The sequence below is a fragment of the Rheinheimera baltica DSM 14885 genome (assembly GCF_000425345.1).
GTDB lineage: Bacteria > Pseudomonadota > Gammaproteobacteria > Enterobacterales > Alteromonadaceae > Alishewanella > Alishewanella baltica.
In genome coordinates, this window is record NZ_AUDG01000022.1 from 43,892 (window position 1) to 60,425 (window position 16,534).

Consider the following 16,534-nt stretch of genomic DNA (forward strand, 5'->3'; position numbering starts at 1 on the left):
CAATCTTGCAGCCATTCTTTAGCCATGGTTGATAAATATCTGCTGTAGCCTTTTATACTGCGTTGAAGTGCGGTGTAATATGTGTAACTTAACTGATGACGATATCTCAATGAACGTTGGCGTTTTCCCCGGCAAGTTTTTACCACCACACCGTGGTCACATTACCGCCATACTGCGCGCGCATGCGCTGTGTGAAAAACTGTATGTGGTCGTTAGTGAGCGGTGTATTGAAGATGGCGAACTTTGTAACAGAGCGGGCCTTAATTATATAAGTGGTGTGTTACGTCAGCGTTGGTTGTCGCAAGAATTGCAGGGGCTTGAAATAGTCGTGTTATTGCAAAACGAAGACGCCATGGCACCTTTTCCACAAGGTTGGGGCGACTATGCCACATTGTTGACGCAAACAGTGCCAGAACCTTTTGGCGTTATTTTTGGCGGTGAGGAAAGTTATCGCGACGGCCACAAGCAACATTTTCCTGATGTCGACTACCGTGTACTGGATCCAGAACGCACGCAGTGGCCAATTAGCGGTACTGAAATTCGTGAGCAACCTTACCGGCATTGGGATTACATTGCCGGTGCGGCCAGGCCTTTTTTTGCCCGTAAAGTGTTAATTACCGGTCCTGAGTCATGCGGTAAAACCACCTTAACCCGCAAATTAGCGAAAGTGTATTGTAGCTCCTGGTCAGAAGAACTCGGCCGGGATTATCAACACGATGTGGTTGGCGGCAATGGCAATTTATTTGATCTGGAAGATTTTAACCGTATTACCCATTTGCAATATGAACAGGACTTAAAGGCGCTACGCACGGCTAACAAAGTGTGCTTTTTTGACACGGATGCGGTGGTAACCGCTTTTTTTAGTCAGGTGTTTTTGGGCTCGGTAGCCAACAGAGTGGAAAGCTTTATTGAGCCGTCAAAGTACGATTTAGTTATAGCACTAAAACCAACAGTACCTTGGGTTGCCGATGGCATGCGTGAACTTGGCGAGCAAGGGGTGCGTGATGTTAGTTTTGAACAACTGCTTAAGCTGTATAGACAGTATGGTTTTAATACTGACGCCTTTGTTGTTATTGCTGAGACAGATTATTACAGCCGGCTTGAACATTGCATCGCGGCAGTCGACCATCTGCTATATGGCAAGGTAAAAACCATTTTATAGTAAAAGTTATGTTTTTTATTTGTCCTTAAGATTAATTTAAGTTTGCTATTGCACACTGGTTATAACGGTAACACAGGAGTCCGTTATGACCAGTCAGATGCGAAGTGCCCAAACGTTTAACCGTACCGGAATCGTCGATTTTAGTACGACACAACTTACCCTTGATGCAGCCAATGTTAACGCCTCTAGTCAGGCAGTGCATGGTGTGTTGCATCTGATTGAGCCTCAACATACTCAGCGCGCACCATTGCAACGCTTTATCGCCGACGGCTTTGCCACGCATTATCAAGCCCACGTTACGCAGTTTATGCCGCATTTACTGGGCGTAGCGTTGGCAGACATTTGGCAAGCTGCGCTAGGTATTCGCTTTGCCAGTGCCACGTTATTCACTGAGCAATATTTATCTGCTCCAGCTGAGCAGATTTTACAACAGCATAATATTGCCTGCCTTCGCTCAGGCATTGCAGAAATAGGCCATTTATACGCGCAAAACCGCCAGGCATTAATGCAATTGTTTGTGTTAATGGTGCAAGCGCTTTATCAACTGAATATTCAGCAGTTGTTATTTGCCGCCACGGCAGATCTTAAACGCTTATTAACCCGCCATGGTATTGCATTGACTGAAGTGGCTGATGCGACCGCTGATTGTCTTGGCGATAAAGCAGCAGAGTGGGGCAGTTATTACCAATCTAAACCAAAGGTATGCATACTATCTGTCGCTCAGGCCGCAGGCCGTATTCAAGCTGATCCTCGTTTGCAACAACTCATTTTCCGTCACTGGCCGCAACTGCATACCCTGGTTGACACGTTAAAGGAGGCTCAATAATGCAATTTACCCTCGCAGATTCAGCGCGTCTTATCGACGCTAGTAATAATTTTACGTTAGACAGTGCTGCCATCCAACGTCGGGTGAAGCAATGGCAGACGTTACTGTTGGGTTATGAAGGCTGCCGCGTAGTGTTAACAGCTGATAGCGGCATTAACTGGATACTAGTGGATTTAGCCTGTTTAACCGCCGGTATTTTATTAACGCCGTTACCCACCTATTTAAGTGAAGCGCAGCGCAGCGCGGTGCTCACCAAATTGCAGCCAAATTTGTGGTTAAGCGATGTTGAAATTACCGATGTCGCTTGTACCTTACTGGAAGAGTTCGACGGTTTGTTGTTATATCGCCGTGAGGTCAATAGCAATGTTATGGTTGCTGCTGGTACCCAGAAAATCACCTTTACGTCAGGCTCAACTGGCGACCCTAAAGGCGTGTGTTTATCCGCCCGCAGTCAACTTGATGTCGCTTTAGCATTAAAAGCACGGGTTGAGCATATCAGCGAGAGTAGTGCCCGCCATCTATGTTTATTGCCACTGCCCACCTTATTAGAAAACATTGCCGGGGTTTATGCGCCTTTATTGGCTGGCGGCGATGTCATCGTAGCACCTGATGCACTCAGAGGCTTCAGTGGTAGCCGGTTAACCGCGCCACAGCGCTTATTGCAACTGATTAGTGCGAAGCAACCGAAAAGCCTGATCTTAGTGCCCGAACTGTTAAAAATGCTGATCCAGGCTGCTTCGCAAGGCTGGACGGTACCCACTAGTTTGGAGTTTATTGCTGTGGGTGGTGCCTATGTGTCACCGGCGTTAATGAAAAAAGCCGCATCACTTGGGCTGCCGGTTTATCAAGGTTATGGCCTGAGTGAATGCGGCTCCGTGGTAGCGTTGTCAGACACACCGCCTAAATACGCGACCGAAAGCGTTGGGCAGCCACTGGCATGTCGGGATGTGCAAATTATTAATGGTGAGCTTGTAGTGAATACGCCGTTTCTTGGTTATCTGGGCGAGGCTCATTCAGCTACTCAGCAGGTTTACACTGGGGATCTTGCCGAGTGGACTGCGCATGGTGCGCTGCGCATTTTAGGCAGACGTAAAAATATGCTGATTAACAGTTTTGGCCGGAATATTTCACCTGAATGGGTAGAAACGGCGCTAACCGATAGCGGCGTAGTACAACAGGCGATGTTACTCGGAGATGCGCAGCCCTATTGCGGCGCACTATTATTTGCGCCAGCTGAGGTTAGCGATATCAAACTAGATGAGGTTGTGGCAAAAGTAAATTTGCAACTGCCTGATTATGCAAGAGTTGTAAGTTACCATCGCTTGGCGGCACCTTTTAGTGTGCAACACAGCACCCTTACCGACAATGGCCGACTGCGACGCAGCCGTATAGAACAATGTTATGCACCACAAATTTCAGCACTGTTTACAGGAGACAAGTATGAACTTTTATCAATCCCTGCTTGAAGCAACCAGCGAAGAACGTCAGTACTTGTTAAGTGCACCTATGATTAAGCGATGTTTTGATGGCGATTTTACCTTGGATCATTATGTCGCGTTTTTGCTGCAGGCTTATCATCATGTTAAGCACACCGTACCCCTGCTGATGGCGGTGGGGGCCCAGTTGCCAGAAGAAAAAGAATGGTTGCGCGAAGCCGTAGCTGAATACATTGAAGAGGAATTAGGCCACCAGGAGTGGGTGCTTAATGATATCGCCGCCTGTGGTTTTGATAAACAACAGGCCCGGGCCAGTACCCCCGCATTTGCTACCGAAATGATGGTGTCTTATGCCTACGATGCTATAAGACGAACCAACCCTTTAGCCTTTTTTGGTATGGTGCTGGTGTTAGAAGGCACTTCTATCAATCTGGCCGAGCAGGCCGCGTCACACATTGCCGGCAAACTGGGTTTACCGCGTAAAGCCTTTTCTTATCTGAACTCTCACGGGGCGTTAGATCAAGAACACATTAAATTTTATGAAAACCTGATGAACAACATTACTGCGCAAGAAGATCAGGCCGTTATTGTGCATGCAGCCAAGCGTTTTTACCGTTTATACGGTGATGTGTTTCGTTCACTTGAAACGCCGCACGGCCTTAATAAACAGGAGCAAGCCGCATGAATAAACTGGACGATAAACGCATACTGCTTACAGGCGCGACCGGGGGTATTGGCCAGGCTGTGTTACAACAGTTACTGGTTTGCGGTGCTAAGGTTATTATCACCGGGCGCGATAGTCTTATGTTAAATAAATTAGCCGGATTAGCTCCGGAAAAAATTAACACCTTTGCTGGCGACTTAACCGATGACGCCACCCGCCGGGCATTGCTAGCTTATTGTCAGCAGTTAGGCGGCATAGATATGTTAATTAATAACGCCGGTATTAGCCAGTTTAGTGCCGCAAATGATCAGCAGCTGCAAACCCTTGTTAATACCAATTTATTGTCTCCTATGCTGCTTACGCAGCTGTTTTTACCTATGCTGCGCCTAACCAAAGGTACTATTTTAAATGTGGGATCCACGTTTGGCAGCATAGGTTATGCCGGTTTTACCGGCTACTGTGCTACTAAGTTTGGTTTGCGTGGCTACACCGAAGCGTTAAAACGCGAGCTGGCAGATACCGGTGTCAGGGTGCTTTATTTAGCGCCCAGAGCCACCCGCACCGCAATTAATTCGCCACAGGTAGATGCATTAAACCAGGCGTTAGGGCAGGGAGTAGACACCGCCGATTTTGTGGCAAAAGCCTTAGTTGAACAGCTGCAAGGAGGTCGTCCACGTCGTTTTCTTGGTATGGCTGAGAATGTGTTTGTCAGAGTAAACGCGCTGTTTCCAGCGGTTGTCGATCATGCCCTCAGCGGTAAGTTAAAACAAATAAAACAGTTTTTTATAGGCACTGGCGTAAAAAACAGTGCGGAGGTGTAATATGAACATTAAATTGATACTGGCGTCAGTCTTGCTATTATCCGGTAGTGCCGTGCACGCAGATGTACTGGATGATATTAAACCGCTACAACAGCGCTGGGCTGAGGTGAATTACCAGTTGGATGAAGGGCAACGCGAGTCAGCGTTTGAGGCCTTGTTACAACAAGCCGATGCCGTGGTGCAAGCCAATACTGAAAAAGCTGAAGCCTATATCTGGCGTGGCATTATTGCTTCAAGTTATGCCGGAGCAAAAGGTGGCTTAGGGGCGTTGTCGCTAACTAAACAGTCAAAAGCGGATTTGGAGCAGGCTATTGCGTTGGATGATACCGCATTGCAAGGTTCAGCGTACACCAGCTTAGGTGTGTTGTACTACAAAGTGCCAGGTTGGCCTGTTGGTTTTGGCAGTGATAAAAAAGCCCGGGCTATGTTAACAAAAGCTGTTGAATTAAATCCCCAAGGTATTGATCCAAATTATTTTTATGCGGAATTTTTACTGGAAGAGCGCGACTATAAAGCAGCAATGCGTTATCTTGAGTTAGCGAAACATGCCCCGGCGCGGCCAGATAGATTGTTAGCTGATAGTGGGCGGCAGCAAGAGATTGCTGCGCTGGAGCGTAAGCTGACTAAAAAGCTTAAATAACCTATTTAATGTTACGTGTATTAAAAAAGAGGAAACAATGCGTTTACTGCTGGTTGAAGATGATATTGCGCTGCGGGACGGTTTGCAGCAAGCGTTAACAGGCCAAGGCTTTGCGGTAAATGCAATAAGTACCGGCCAGCAAGCACTGGCAGTGGCCCGTGCCGGCGATTGCGATACGGTAATTTTAGATTTAGGCTTGCCGGACATTGACGGCTTGTCTGTGCTTAAGCAATTACGGCAAAAATGGCCGCGCATGCCAGTATTAATTCTCACTGCCCGTGATGGTATTGAAGACAGGATTAAAGGCTTAGATTACGGTGCCGACGACTATTTGGTAAAACCCTTTGCCGCACCTGAATTGTTTGCCAGGCTACGGGTAATAGAGCGGCGTCTGGGTACCGCATCCAGTCATTTAATTCGCTGTGGCGAGGTCGAGTTGGATAGTACCTCGATGCAGGTTAGTGTTGCTGATAATACGGTGTCTTTGTCCCGACGCGAGTACGTGTTGTTAAAAGAGTTGATGGAATCGGCTGGTCGTATTAAAACCCGCGAACAGCTGGAAGCCAGTTTATACAGCTGGGGTGAAGAAGTGGCCAGTAATGCTCTGGAAGTGCATATTTCAAATTTGCGAAAGAAATTACCTACCGACTTTATCCGCACTGTGCGCGGGGTAGGTTATAGCATTAGCCGGCCATGACCTCGGTTCGGCGTTACCTTATTTCGGTGTTAATTGCGGTATTGGTGTTAACCAGTTTTTTGGCTGCTTTGCAGAGTTATCGCTTAAGCGCCGACCGTGCTGCAGAACTGTTTGACCAAGACTTAGAACTGGTTGCAGCGGCAATTCTTAATCAATATCAAATGCAGGCGCCTCAGTCTGGGCAAGGTTTGGCAATTCAGCTTGTCCAGCAAGGGAAGGTCACCTATGCCAGTGAACAAGCGCCTCGTGAACGACTCAAGGCGCCGGAAGGTTTTTCAGAACAGAACTTTTCGGGTAAGCGTTGGCGGGTGTATCTGCAACATAGTGAGAACAATTCGCAAGTTATGGTAGCCCAACCGCTGCAGCAGCGGTTACAACTGGCTGATGAGGTGATTACCGCTTCTATTTATCCTGTAGTATTGAGTTTGCCGTTTCAGGCACTGTTAATTTGGCTAGTGGTAAGCCGTGCGCTGCGCCCCTTGCATGAGTTTTCTACGCAGCTAACGTCACGTAAAGCGAATGAGTTAACACCGGTAACCTTAACGCAGGTACCAGCAGAGCTTAAGCCGGTATTAAGCTCAACAAACAGTTTGTTTGAGCGTTTATCGGGGGCTTTTGCCCGCGAGAAGCGTTTTGCATCCGATGTTGCACACGAGTTACGCACACCGCTAAGTGTGTTGGAAATCACCTTATTTAATGCGCTTACCCACTGGAAGCAGCAGGGTATGTCAGATAAAGATGAGAATATGGTGGCGCTGCAGAAAGGGGTGGAGCGGATGCGTCATCTTATTGAACAAATTATGTTGCTTAACCGCACGCATCCGGATAACTTTCAGGCAAAAACTAAACTTCTGGATTGGGCGGCGCTGTGTCGTGACGTTGTGGCTGACTGGTATAGTCAGTTAGAGCAAAAGCTGCAGCAAATTAGCATCGAGGGTGAAGAGCATCTTGAGGTGAAAGCTGACGAGTTTGCCTTACGGTTGCTGGTGTCCAATTTATTGGGGAATGCGATAAAATACACGCCTATGCATGGCCAGATAATGTTGACGCTAATACACACCCAAGATGCAGCCGTACTCGAAGTTGCCGATTCCGGCCCGGGTATTGCGCCGGAGGAATATCAGCAGGTGTTTAACCGGTTTTATCGGGTAGGTGGCGACAGGCATCATTCCGGGGCGCCAGGCTCTGGCTTAGGGTTAGCTATTGTAAAGGATATTGTCATGTTGCATAACGGCAAAATCAGCCTGGGAAAATCTGACTTTGACAGTGGTTTAAAGGTTAGGGTGGAGCTACCGCTATGATGTCGCTGTTGCGCGGGTGTTATATTGCCTTATTACTATTGCCCTTCAATGTACTGGCGCGGCAAGAGTTTGTGCTGGTACTTAAAGATCATCTGTTTAGTCCTTCTCATTTGCATGTGCCTGCTGGCGTGAAAATAAAAGTTCGTTTGATAAACCAAGATGCCACACCGGAAGAGTTTGAGAGTTTTGCCTTAAATCGCGAGAAAGTGGTGTTGGGAAAGGCTGAAGCGGTATTGTATCTGGGCCCGCTTAAAGCCGGAGAGTATGACTTTTTTGGCGATTTCCATCCTGACAGCGCCAAAGGCGTATTAATTGCGGTACCAGAGCAAGAATGGCAGCAGCAGGTGACACATGTTGATTAATGCCGTGTTGGTGTACACCCGCGAGTTGCTGCCGGTATTGCTGCTAGTGGCGCTGATATTGCGCATACAGCGTAGCGGCAAACGCAAGTTGTTGCTGCAATCAGCGGCGATGTCACTATTGCTAATGCTGCTGTTGGCACCCTGGCTTGGCGATATTACTCAACTTGCAGAGGGCAATGGCCTTGAGTTGTTGTTTGTTGCAGCACATGGTCTTACGTTGTTAGCTCTGATGCTTTTTGCTGGGGCCGCGAAGTGGCACCGCAGCGCGGCAATAATTGCACTATCAGCACAAGCAGTGCTGTGCGGTATTAATCTGTTGTTGTACGGACTTACCAGCCATGGTTCACATGAGGCAACTGAAAGTATATGGCTTGGTGCCACCTTAGGCGTAGGAATTGGCCTTAGTATTGCTGTGCTTTGGTATCAGCTGCTGGCTGAGCTGGACCGATTTGGCTTTTTTGTGCTGGCATTGATGACCGGTTTTATTGCCGCACGCCAAAGCAGTGCTATTGTGGCGTTGCTGGGACAAATTGATTGGGTGTCGTCCGGGCAAGTTATATGGGACAGTGGTCAGTTAATCAACGAACAATCGGAAGTGGGTGTGTTTATACAAGCGTGGTTTGGCTACGAAGCGACCCCAGATGCACTGCAGCTTAGCTGCTGGATCCTAACCTTGGTGTTAATGACGATATTGTGGCAGTGGCGGAGACCAACGCAATGAAACTAATACAGTTAACAGTCTTATTGTCTTTGCTGACAAGCGCAACGGTACTGGCCGATGGCCGGGTCGTAGACAAGGTATATCATCCCTATGTGCAGCCATTAGAACGCGAGTTTGAATACCGTGCTTTGTATCAACGTCAAACTGATCATCCTAATAATAATGCGATGGCACAAAAGCTGGGTTATGGTTTTTCTATTGCCGACAACATGGCGGTGTCGTTGTATTTACTGGCTGAGCGGGTAATGCCAGACGATTACACCGTATCGAGTTATGAAGCTGAACTGCGTTGGATGCTTACCGAACAAGGCCAGTATAGTTGGGACTGGGGGCTATTGTTTGAACTGGAGCATCATCAGCAAACAGACAATAATGAATTTACTACCGGCTTGTTAGTAGAAAAAGAGTTTGAGAATACCAGTGTTACTGTTAACACGTTTTTGGTGTACGAGTGGGGTGCCAGCATTAAGAATGAACTGGAAACCGAGTTGCGTTTACAGTACCGTTATCGTTATTTGCCAGCGCTGCAACCGTCGATAGAAGTATACGCCGGAGAGGGCTACAAAGGCGCTGGCCCGGGGTTTATGGGCGTGCATAAGTTTAGCCCAACCCGGCAGTTGAAGTGGGAAGCAGCGGTGGTATTTGCGCTGGATAATGATACCATTGATCGCACCGTGCGCTTTGCGTTGAAGTACGAATTCTAGCCACTTTTTTTAGCGTGTTAAGTAACAGCGGAAACAGCGGCATAGGTCGGGTGAAAATCTTTATCATTCTCCAAAGCAGGCAGTAGCCAGCGGTATTTCTGCTGCTATAATGCCGCATCTTAACTAAGTTCCAGCGAAAAAGGACAGACTATTTTATGGCGGACGCAGAACATCGCCCGAGCAATTTTATTCGGCAAATTATTGATACCGACTTAGCATCCGGCAAACACAGCGCGGTACAAACCCGTTTTCCACCTGAACCCAACGGCTATTTGCATATTGGTCATGCTAAATCGATCTGTCTGAACTTTGGTATTGCACAAGACTACCAGGGCAAGTGCAACTTGCGTTTTGATGATACCAACCCGGAAAAAGAAAACGTCGAGTTTGTTAACTCTATTTCGCAAGACGTTAACTGGCTGGGTTTTCAATGGAGTGGCGATGTACGCTATTCGTCAGACTATTTTGACGCCTTGTATGGTTACGCGGTTGAATTAATTAATAAAGGTTTAGCCTATGTTTGCTTTTTAAACGGCGACCAAATGCGTGAGTACCGCGGTAATTTAACCCAACCCGGTAAAGCCAGCCCAACCCGAGACACCAGCCCGGCAGAGAACTTAGCCGTATTTGAAAAAATGCGTGCCGGTGGCTTTAAAGAGGGCGAATGTTCACTGCGGGCCAAAATAGATATGGCATCCAGCTTTATGTGTATGCGTGATCCGGTTATTTACCGGGTTAAATTTGCCCATCACCATCAAACGGGTGACAAGTGGTGCATCTATCCGATGTACGACTTTACCCATTGTATTTCAGACGCTATTGAAGGCATTACGCATTCTTTGTGTACGCTGGAGTTTCAGGACAACCGCCGTCTATATGACTGGATCCTGAGTAACATTACTATTGCCTGCCACCCACAACAGATAGAGTTTTCTCGGTTAAATCTGGAATATGCGGTAATGAGCAAGCGTAAACTGCAAACGCTGGTTGAGCAAAAAGTGGTATTGGGTTGGGACGACCCGCGCATGCCAACGATTGCCGGTTTACGCCGCCGTGGTTATACGCCGGCGGCTATTCGTGAGTTTGCCAAGCGTATAGGTGTTACCAAGCAAGACAACGTTATTGAAATGAGTGCACTTGAAGCCTGTATTCGTGAAGATTTAGACGCTGCCGCGCCGCGTGCGATGGCTGTGCTTGAGCCGCTTAAAGTCACGATTACTAATTACCCCGCTGATGGTATTGAGTGGGTAGTCTCACCTAATCATCCCAAAGATGACACCATGGGCAGCCGCAAGTTACCGTTTGGCCCGGTGGTGTATATTGATAAAGCCGATTTTCGGGAAGAGGCTAATAAAAAATACAAGCGTCTGGTGTTAAATGGTGATGTGCGGTTACGCAATGCCTACGTTATTCATGCCGATGAAGCGGTAAAAGATGCTGATGGCAATATTGTTGAATTAAAGTGCAGCTATTTACCGGAAACTCTGGGTGAAAACCCGGCCGATGGCCGCAAGGTGCGTGGTGTGATTCATTGGGTTGAGGCTACGCAGGCGTTGCCAGCCGAGTTTCGCGTTTACGACCGCTTGTTTAGCGTAGCTAATCCCGCCGCAGAAGACGATTTTCTCACCGTGGTTAACCCGCAATCTTTAGTGGTAAAACAGGGCTTGGTTGAGCCGTCGTTAAAAGACGCTAAAGCAGAGTATGCCTATCAGTTTGAGCGCGAGGGCTATTATTGCGCTGATAATCGTGACTCAACCAGTGATAAATTGGTATTTAACCGTACTGTTGGCTTGCGAGATAGCTGGGGTAAAGAAGACGACATCTAATTGGTGAAGCCAAAACCGGCCGCGTTACTGAGTAACGCGGCTTTTTTTATTTATTTTTTTAATATCACGCCTAAGCCAACAATAACGGCTACCGCACCACCGACCAAAAACCAAATCGCATTATCAGTAGGGTTACCTGTTACCAGTTCTGTCACTTTAGAGGCGTTAGAGTTGTATTCTGTATAACCAAAATACAGCAGTATTGCACCAGCCACTAATATTGCCAATCCAATAATTTTATTCATATTTATCTCCATTGTTATAGTTAACTATCATTGTTGTTTTTGTCATTGAGATTTGTCAGGTAAATATCAATATTTATATTAACTGGTTGTTTCCACTGAGGCTTATACTGCCACTATTCTCTTATTAGACAAGCTTTTATTGTCGGTACAAACGCCTATTAATGATCCGCAACTCTGGTATTATCAGTATCAATACTCACAGTCTGTTAACCACGGTACCCCTATGGATTTGTTATTGGCAGTATTGTTTTTTGCCTTTTCCACGACTATTACTCCCGGTCCTAACAATGTAATGATTATGTCGTCTGGCGTTAATTATGGCGTTAAAGCCAGTGTGCCGCATTTGTTGGGGATTTGTTTGGGTTTTCCGCTAATGGTGTTATTAGTGGGGTTAGGCTTTGGAGTGGTATTTGAGCGCTATCCGCATTTGCATCAGCTAATTAAAGTGCTTGGCGTTGCATACTTGGTGTGGCTGGCCTGGAAAATAGCCAGCGCTGCGCCCAAAGCAATAGAGCAAGGTAAAAGCAAACCCTTCAGCTTTATGCAGGCAGCGTTATTTCAGTGGGTTAACGGTAAAGCCTGGGTAATGGCCAGTGGTGCGGTAGCGGCATTTACTACCGTAAGCGGAGTGTATTGGTTAGAAGTGAGCATTATTTCCTCCGCCTTTTTGCTGGTTGCGTTTCCTTGTGTTGGTAGCTGGTTGTTGTTTGGTGCAGCACTGCGGGCGGTATTGACTAAACCGCTGTTTCAACGAATATTTAATGTCTGTATGGCGCTTATTTTATTGTTATCAATGTTGCCTGTATTGGCTGATTTATGGCGCTACTATTTTATGTCGGCTGCGGCTTAATCCTTTTACGTTAACCACGGCAAAAATTTGCTATGTCAACCGCGGTAACACATAGTGTTTAACCCAAAAAAACCAAGGAGTTTCAGATGAAAATATTTATCACGGCTTGCCTGCTCGTTATGACAACGCTTATCGCCACGGTTAGCTTTGCGCATACTGAAGCGGTAACCTCTGAGCCTGCTGAAGCTCAGCCGTTAACTGTATGGGTGGATGTACGCAGCGCAGAGGAATTTGCCGCTGGCCATCTTGAGGGGGCGGTTAATATAGTGCACACCGACATCGCCAAGGGTATTGCTGCGCTTAATCTGGATAAGTCGACTCCTATAGCGTTGTATTGTAAAAGCGGTCGTCGGGCGGGTATTGCCTTAGATGTATTACAAAATAATGGTTACAGCCAGGTGACGAATCACGGTGGCTATGAAGCTTTATTGCAAACGCACGCTACTGAACATGAACGGCAGTGAAGAAAAAATAAAACTGGAACATGAAGCCGCGCGGCTTTTTATGCGGCTTTATGAACAGCGCTTTGGTGTAGCTATGCGTCACATTTGGCATAATGAACCGGCACGGCCTGACGTGTCTTGCTATTACGATGAGCATAAGCTCGATTTAGAAATAGCGCATTTGTATGGCAGTGAAGCAGAAGCCATGCTTATTCTGGGGCGTGACTTGGGCGATAAAACCCACAAAGAACTGATGGCACTGCTGCGCACGCCACCGCAGCACCGCTTACTGACCGCCTTAAATTGTTTAATTGGTAACAAAGCAGATAAAAGCTATCAAACTGACCGTGTCTGGCTGGTAATACGCAATGCTAATCCGCTTTGGACACGGCGCGATATATTGCAGCATCTCAAGGCGCTGCATATGCCAAAGCAGCATCCGTTCGAGCAAATATGGCTTATTGGTGATATGCAGGGCCAGTCAGGCATAGTGGCGTTATATCCACCGGCACTTAGTGCACTGGAGCAAGGCTGATGCTGATTTTTTATCAGCGCTGGTCACGGCGTTTATATCGGCTACGGCCCCTTTTTATCGTACTATGTGTGGGTGCCGCCGCAGTTTTTGTCTGGTTATTATTTAGTGGTACACCACAACAAGGTCAACAGTGGCAATTAAGCGCAGTGGTAACTGCATTAACCGCACTGATACTGTGGGTATGGGCAACGCTGTTTCACACTGATTTGCCGGTAAGCGCACCGGGGCAGGGTTTTGCTACCAGGATTAAAATCCGGCTACACCTTATGATGCTGTATATTTTAGCGCTATTGGTGTCGGTATTATTGTTAGCGACAACCTATCTTGGCCTGCGGGTACTTAAAGGTATAATAGCCAACTTGTTTTTCAGCTGATCATATTACTTATGCCTGATAGCGCTACCCGCTGGGACATTTTTTGTGCCGTAATTGATAACTTTGGCGATATCGGCATTTGCTGGCGCTTAAGCCGGCAATTGGTGCAGGAGCACAATGTTGCTGTCAGGTTGTGGGTTGACGATTTACAAAGCTTCCAGCGTATTTGTCCACAAATTGATATTCATGCAGAGCAACAACAGCTTTTTGGTGTGAACATTGTTCATTGGTCATCTACTACAGATTGGCAGCAGGTGGGCATAGCTAAGGTTGTAATAGAAGCGCTGGCGTGCACCATTCCGTTAGCGTACCAGCAACACATGGCGCAAGAAGAGCATAAACCGCTCTGGCTTAATCTGGAGTATCTTTCAGCTGAAGAGTGGGTTGAAGGGTGTCACGCGTTACCTTCACCACAGCCACATCTCCCGCTGGATAAATATTTTTTCTTTCCAGGTTTTACGGCCAATACCGGTGGCTTGTTGCAAGAGGCAACACTGCAACAGCAAGCGGAGGCGTTTATGCAAGACGCTCAAGCGCAGCAGGCATTCTGGCAACACCTTGACGTGCATAACAGCGCGGCCTTTCAGCAGAAAATATCCTTATTTGGTTATGATCACCCGCAATTAGCCAGTTTGTTAACGTGCTGGCAGCAGGCGGCAAAGTCTACTTTATGCCTGGTACCTGAGGGGGTTTTAGCAAAGCAGCTGTCAAAGCTGTACCCGGAGCTTGCCAAGCAGGGCGACTGTAACCTTGGTAATTTACGCTTAAAAGTACTGCCATTTATGCCACAAGACCATTACGATAAACTGTTGTGGGCTTGTGACATTAACTTTGTTCGCGGCGAAGACTCTATTATTCGCGCACACTGGGCCGCTAAGCCGTTTATATGGCAAATTTATCGCCAAGCTGAGCAGGCGCATCTGGAGAAACTTGATGCGTTTGTGCAGCGTTATACCCAGTTGATGCCCTCAGATGTTGCCAAGGCACTAACCGAATTTTGGCGGGCATGGAATACAGACAACCATTTGGCCCAAAGCTGGCAGAAATTTAGTGCAATCTTGTTGCAAATCGCCGAATATAACCAGCTTTGGCGAGCAGAGTTAACGGCGAATGGAGATCTTGCCAGCAACCTCGTGCACTTTGTCGAAAAAAAATTTATAATGCGACGCAATTTTTCCTAAACGAGAAGATATTTCAGTCATGATGAAGACAGCTCAAGAACTGCGTGCTGGCCAGGTGATTATGGTTGGCACTGAAGCAATGGTAATTTTAAAGGCCGAATTTAATAAATCAGGTCGTAACTCAGCCGTTGTTAAAATGAAAATGAAAAACCTGCTGAATGCTCAGGGCATGGAAACCGTATACCGTGCTGATGATAAATTCGAACAGGTTCTGTTAGAAACTAAAGAAGTAACATACTCTTACTTTTCTGATCCTATGTATGTATTTATGGATCAGGAATACAACCAATTTGAAGTTGAAGCAGAAAACATGACCGAAGCACTTAAATACCTGGTTGACGGTATGGAGTGTTCAGTGGTGTTCTACAACGAGCGTCCAATCTCTGTAGATTTGCCAACGGTAGTAGTGCGTACCGTTACGTACACTGAACCAGCAGCACGTGGCGACACGTCTGGTAAAGTATTGAAGCCAGCTAAAATTGAAACTGGTTTCGAACTGATGGTGCCTGCTTTCGTTGAAGAAGGCGACAAAATCGAAATCGATACCCGTACCGACGAGTATCGCAGCCGCGCCAAGTAATTTGGCCGGTTGAAATCAAAAAGGCGCTTAGGCGCCTTTTTTGTTGTCTGTTAGTTTGCACCGGAAGAACACTACAAAAGCCTGTTTAATGCGGTATTGCAGACACTGAGTAAGTTTGCCAAACAACATCGAAAGACAGCAGGCGAGTTGGGCCTTACTGCCTTTTGCAGCGCATCTGTGCAGAGGGCGTCAGCATTGCCATGATGGGTCTGGCATCGTTGTTAGTTACTCGGCCATCAGGTCATCCTGACTGTTGAGTGGTGCAGTAGTAGAAGACAAAAGACAGGCTGGGATGGCCTGATGGTTGGTATTGCCGGATAGTTGGTAAATCGTGAAAATCAATGATGTGTAAATTAATTGTTCCATAAAAAAACAAATTCCATTAGCATCAGTCATACCAAAAATTAAGCTAATCTGGCAGCTCAATAGGCGTTTAGCCGTCCTTGAACAGCGTGCCGGACACAATGCTATAGCGATATGTAAACTGAAGAGGGAATATGTCTCACAAAACACTTATAGGTTTAACGCTTGGGATTCTAGCCTTAAATGCCCAGGCTAAAGACGACGCGCCATATATTTGGTGGGGACACAGCCATCTTTCAATGAGTGTAGAGTCTTGTTTGCAAAGAGCCCATTTAGCAATTGAAACGAGCGGTTTTCGGTCGAATCCTATTAATGATCAATATGATTTCATATACGCATATAAAGGGGCTGTGCGTGTTGGTGTTCAATGCCTTGAAAATATGAAAGGCTCATTTTTCTACCTAAGTGTTGCAGGTCCAGAAAATGGTGAATTGGAAAAATATAGAAATGAACTTGTTGGCAAGATTAAGTAGCACATAATAAACAAGGATAGGTCGCGCGCAGCCGCGACTTAATCCTGTTGTTGGACAAGCCCGGTGTTTGAGTTTTCTGCTTATATAGTAGATATATCGATTGCAGCCTGAGTGGCTTTATTTGCGTTGGCTAGCGGCAGTAAATTGGGGGCGAGTTTAGCCATGATCGCCTGTTTTGCCAACAGCAATCTGTTTCTTCTGTTTTGTGTCGTTTAGCCGTTATTCACCTCCTGGTTCAGTGTTTTCACCACGGGTGGGGCGCATCCTGTGCCTTGGCGCATTCCTTTGCTTAGTTGGTTCGTTTTACATGCGCCGTTTGCGTGTCTGTTG

The 16,534-nt window shown here is 46.8% G+C and carries 20 protein-coding genes; 19 read left to right on the forward strand and 1 reads right to left on the reverse strand.

Annotation, left to right across the window (positions count from 1 at the left end):
- Positions 1–79: 79 nt before the first annotated feature.
- From nadR to glnS, 12 genes are all read left to right on the forward strand, one after another.
- Entirely contained in the window at positions 80–1,162 is a 1,083-nt protein-coding gene (gene nadR, locus H595_RS0109120) for a multifunctional transcriptional regulator/nicotinamide-nucleotide adenylyltransferase/ribosylnicotinamide kinase NadR (RefSeq protein WP_084153547.1), read from the forward strand.
- Positions 1,163–1,247: 85 nt separating this feature from the next.
- Positions 1,248–1,988 carry a thermostable hemolysin gene (locus H595_RS0109125; RefSeq protein WP_027670940.1) on the forward strand — a complete coding sequence of 247 codons (741 nt, stop codon included), beginning with the start codon at positions 1,248–1,250 and terminating at the stop codon, positions 1,986–1,988.
- Entirely contained in the window at positions 1,988–3,454 is a 1,467-nt protein-coding gene (locus H595_RS21960; protein ID WP_051219809.1) for an AMP-binding protein, read from the forward strand. Before H595_RS0109125 ends, H595_RS21960 begins: the two co-directional genes overlap by 1 nt.
- Positions 3,429–4,109, forward strand: coding sequence for an iron-containing redox enzyme family protein (locus tag H595_RS0109135; RefSeq protein WP_027670941.1), 681 nt, complete (start codon positions 3,429–3,431; stop codon positions 4,107–4,109). Before H595_RS21960 ends, H595_RS0109135 begins: the two co-directional genes overlap by 26 nt.
- Entirely contained in the window at positions 4,106–4,909 is an 804-nt protein-coding gene (locus tag H595_RS0109140; RefSeq protein ID WP_027670942.1) for an SDR family oxidoreductase, read from the forward strand. The genes H595_RS0109135 and H595_RS0109140 overlap by 4 nt, the downstream gene beginning before the upstream one ends.
- A 1-nt stretch (position 4,910) precedes the next feature.
- Positions 4,911–5,549: a tetratricopeptide repeat protein gene (locus H595_RS0109145; protein ID WP_027670943.1), complete on the forward strand. Its 639-nt coding sequence runs from the start codon at positions 4,911–4,913 to the stop codon at positions 5,547–5,549.
- A gap of 37 nt (positions 5,550–5,586) precedes the next feature.
- Entirely contained in the window at positions 5,587–6,246 is a 660-nt protein-coding gene (locus H595_RS0109150; RefSeq protein ID WP_027670944.1) for a response regulator, read from the forward strand.
- Positions 6,243–7,547, forward strand: coding sequence for an ATP-binding protein (locus H595_RS0109155; protein WP_027670945.1), 1,305 nt, complete (start codon positions 6,243–6,245; stop codon positions 7,545–7,547). Before H595_RS0109150 ends, H595_RS0109155 begins: the two co-directional genes overlap by 4 nt.
- Positions 7,544–7,909, forward strand: coding sequence for a cupredoxin domain-containing protein (locus H595_RS21965; RefSeq protein WP_037054240.1), 366 nt, complete (start codon positions 7,544–7,546; stop codon positions 7,907–7,909). Before H595_RS0109155 ends, H595_RS21965 begins: the two co-directional genes overlap by 4 nt.
- A complete protein-coding gene (locus H595_RS0109165) occupies positions 7,899–8,630 on the forward strand; it encodes an FTR1 family protein (RefSeq protein ID WP_027670946.1) in 732 nt (243 codons plus the stop codon). Before H595_RS21965 ends, H595_RS0109165 begins: the two co-directional genes overlap by 11 nt.
- On the forward strand, positions 8,627–9,334 hold the full coding sequence (locus H595_RS0109170) for a hypothetical protein (protein ID WP_027670947.1): 708 nt from the start codon (positions 8,627–8,629) through the stop codon (positions 9,332–9,334). Before H595_RS0109165 ends, H595_RS0109170 begins: the two co-directional genes overlap by 4 nt.
- Before the next feature lie 155 nt (positions 9,335–9,489).
- Positions 9,490–11,160 carry a glutamine--tRNA ligase gene (glnS, locus tag H595_RS0109175; protein ID WP_027670948.1) on the forward strand — a complete coding sequence of 557 codons (1,671 nt, stop codon included), beginning with the start codon at positions 9,490–9,492 and terminating at the stop codon, positions 11,158–11,160.
- A 50-nt stretch (positions 11,161–11,210) separates the two neighbouring features.
- Here glnS and H595_RS0109180 read toward each other — a convergent pair whose 3' ends face one another.
- Positions 11,211–11,405, reverse strand: a complete 195-nt coding sequence (locus H595_RS0109180; protein ID WP_027670949.1) for a DUF3185 family protein — start codon at positions 11,403–11,405, stop codon at positions 11,211–11,213.
- 223 nt (positions 11,406–11,628) lie between these two features.
- Between H595_RS0109180 and H595_RS0109185 the strand changes: the two genes are divergently transcribed.
- From H595_RS0109185 to H595_RS0109215, 7 genes are all read left to right on the forward strand, one after another.
- Positions 11,629–12,255 (forward strand): LysE family translocator, encoded by a 627-nt coding sequence (locus H595_RS0109185; protein WP_027670950.1) that lies wholly within the window; start codon positions 11,629–11,631, stop codon positions 12,253–12,255.
- A gap of 86 nt (positions 12,256–12,341) precedes the next feature.
- Positions 12,342–12,719, forward strand: coding sequence for a rhodanese-like domain-containing protein (locus H595_RS0109190; protein WP_027670951.1), 378 nt, complete (start codon positions 12,342–12,344; stop codon positions 12,717–12,719).
- Positions 12,706–13,233, forward strand: coding sequence for a hypothetical protein (locus H595_RS0109195; RefSeq protein ID WP_037054241.1), 528 nt, complete (start codon positions 12,706–12,708; stop codon positions 13,231–13,233). The genes H595_RS0109190 and H595_RS0109195 overlap by 14 nt, the downstream gene beginning before the upstream one ends.
- Positions 13,233–13,607 carry a hypothetical protein gene (locus tag H595_RS0109200; protein WP_027670953.1) on the forward strand — a complete coding sequence of 125 codons (375 nt, stop codon included), beginning with the start codon at positions 13,233–13,235 and terminating at the stop codon, positions 13,605–13,607. The genes H595_RS0109195 and H595_RS0109200 overlap by 1 nt, the downstream gene beginning before the upstream one ends.
- Positions 13,608–13,618: 11 nt before the next feature.
- Positions 13,619–14,788, forward strand: coding sequence for an elongation factor P maturation arginine rhamnosyltransferase EarP (gene earP / locus H595_RS0109205; RefSeq protein WP_037054244.1), 1,170 nt, complete (start codon positions 13,619–13,621; stop codon positions 14,786–14,788).
- A gap of 19 nt (positions 14,789–14,807) precedes the next feature.
- Positions 14,808–15,368 carry an elongation factor P gene (efp, locus tag H595_RS0109210; RefSeq protein WP_240474864.1) on the forward strand — a complete coding sequence of 187 codons (561 nt, stop codon included), beginning with the start codon at positions 14,808–14,810 and terminating at the stop codon, positions 15,366–15,368.
- A gap of 497 nt (positions 15,369–15,865) precedes the next feature.
- Entirely contained in the window at positions 15,866–16,204 is a 339-nt protein-coding gene (locus tag H595_RS0109215; RefSeq protein WP_027670956.1) for a hypothetical protein, read from the forward strand.
- The last annotated feature ends 330 nt before the right edge of the window (positions 16,205–16,534 follow it).

What these genes read in the sequence shown, in the direction of transcription:
- nadR (WP_084153547.1), top strand. Translation starts at nt 80, where the DNA reads ATGTGTAACTTAACTGATGACGATATCTCAATGAACGTTGGCGTTTTC.
- H595_RS0109125 (WP_027670940.1), top strand. Translation starts at nt 1,248, where the DNA reads ATGACCAGTCAGATGCGAAGTGCCCAAACGTTTAACCGTACCGGAATC.
- H595_RS21960 (WP_051219809.1), top strand. Translation starts at nt 1,988, where the DNA reads ATGCAATTTACCCTCGCAGATTCAGCGCGTCTTATCGACGCTAGTAAT.
- H595_RS0109135 (WP_027670941.1), top strand. Translation starts at nt 3,429, where the DNA reads ATGAACTTTTATCAATCCCTGCTTGAAGCAACCAGCGAAGAACGTCAG.
- H595_RS0109140 (WP_027670942.1), top strand. Translation starts at nt 4,106, where the DNA reads ATGAATAAACTGGACGATAAACGCATACTGCTTACAGGCGCGACCGGG.
- H595_RS0109145 (WP_027670943.1), top strand. Translation starts at nt 4,911, where the DNA reads ATGAACATTAAATTGATACTGGCGTCAGTCTTGCTATTATCCGGTAGT.
- H595_RS0109150 (WP_027670944.1), top strand. Translation starts at nt 5,587, where the DNA reads ATGCGTTTACTGCTGGTTGAAGATGATATTGCGCTGCGGGACGGTTTG.
- H595_RS0109155 (WP_027670945.1), top strand. Translation starts at nt 6,243, where the DNA reads ATGACCTCGGTTCGGCGTTACCTTATTTCGGTGTTAATTGCGGTATTG.
- H595_RS21965 (WP_037054240.1), top strand. Translation starts at nt 7,544, where the DNA reads ATGATGTCGCTGTTGCGCGGGTGTTATATTGCCTTATTACTATTGCCC.
- H595_RS0109165 (WP_027670946.1), top strand. Translation starts at nt 7,899, where the DNA reads ATGTTGATTAATGCCGTGTTGGTGTACACCCGCGAGTTGCTGCCGGTA.
- H595_RS0109170 (WP_027670947.1), top strand. Translation starts at nt 8,627, where the DNA reads ATGAAACTAATACAGTTAACAGTCTTATTGTCTTTGCTGACAAGCGCA.
- glnS (WP_027670948.1), top strand. Translation starts at nt 9,490, where the DNA reads ATGGCGGACGCAGAACATCGCCCGAGCAATTTTATTCGGCAAATTATT.
- H595_RS0109180 (WP_027670949.1), bottom strand. Translation starts at nt 11,405, where the DNA reads ATGAATAAAATTATTGGATTGGCAATATTAGTGGCTGGTGCAATACTG.
- H595_RS0109185 (WP_027670950.1), top strand. Translation starts at nt 11,629, where the DNA reads ATGGATTTGTTATTGGCAGTATTGTTTTTTGCCTTTTCCACGACTATT.
- H595_RS0109190 (WP_027670951.1), top strand. Translation starts at nt 12,342, where the DNA reads ATGAAAATATTTATCACGGCTTGCCTGCTCGTTATGACAACGCTTATC.
- H595_RS0109195 (WP_037054241.1), top strand. Translation starts at nt 12,706, where the DNA reads ATGAACGGCAGTGAAGAAAAAATAAAACTGGAACATGAAGCCGCGCGG.
- H595_RS0109200 (WP_027670953.1), top strand. Translation starts at nt 13,233, where the DNA reads ATGCTGATTTTTTATCAGCGCTGGTCACGGCGTTTATATCGGCTACGG.
- earP (WP_037054244.1), top strand. Translation starts at nt 13,619, where the DNA reads ATGCCTGATAGCGCTACCCGCTGGGACATTTTTTGTGCCGTAATTGAT.
- efp (WP_240474864.1), top strand. Translation starts at nt 14,808, where the DNA reads ATGATGAAGACAGCTCAAGAACTGCGTGCTGGCCAGGTGATTATGGTT.
- H595_RS0109215 (WP_027670956.1), top strand. Translation starts at nt 15,866, where the DNA reads ATGTCTCACAAAACACTTATAGGTTTAACGCTTGGGATTCTAGCCTTA.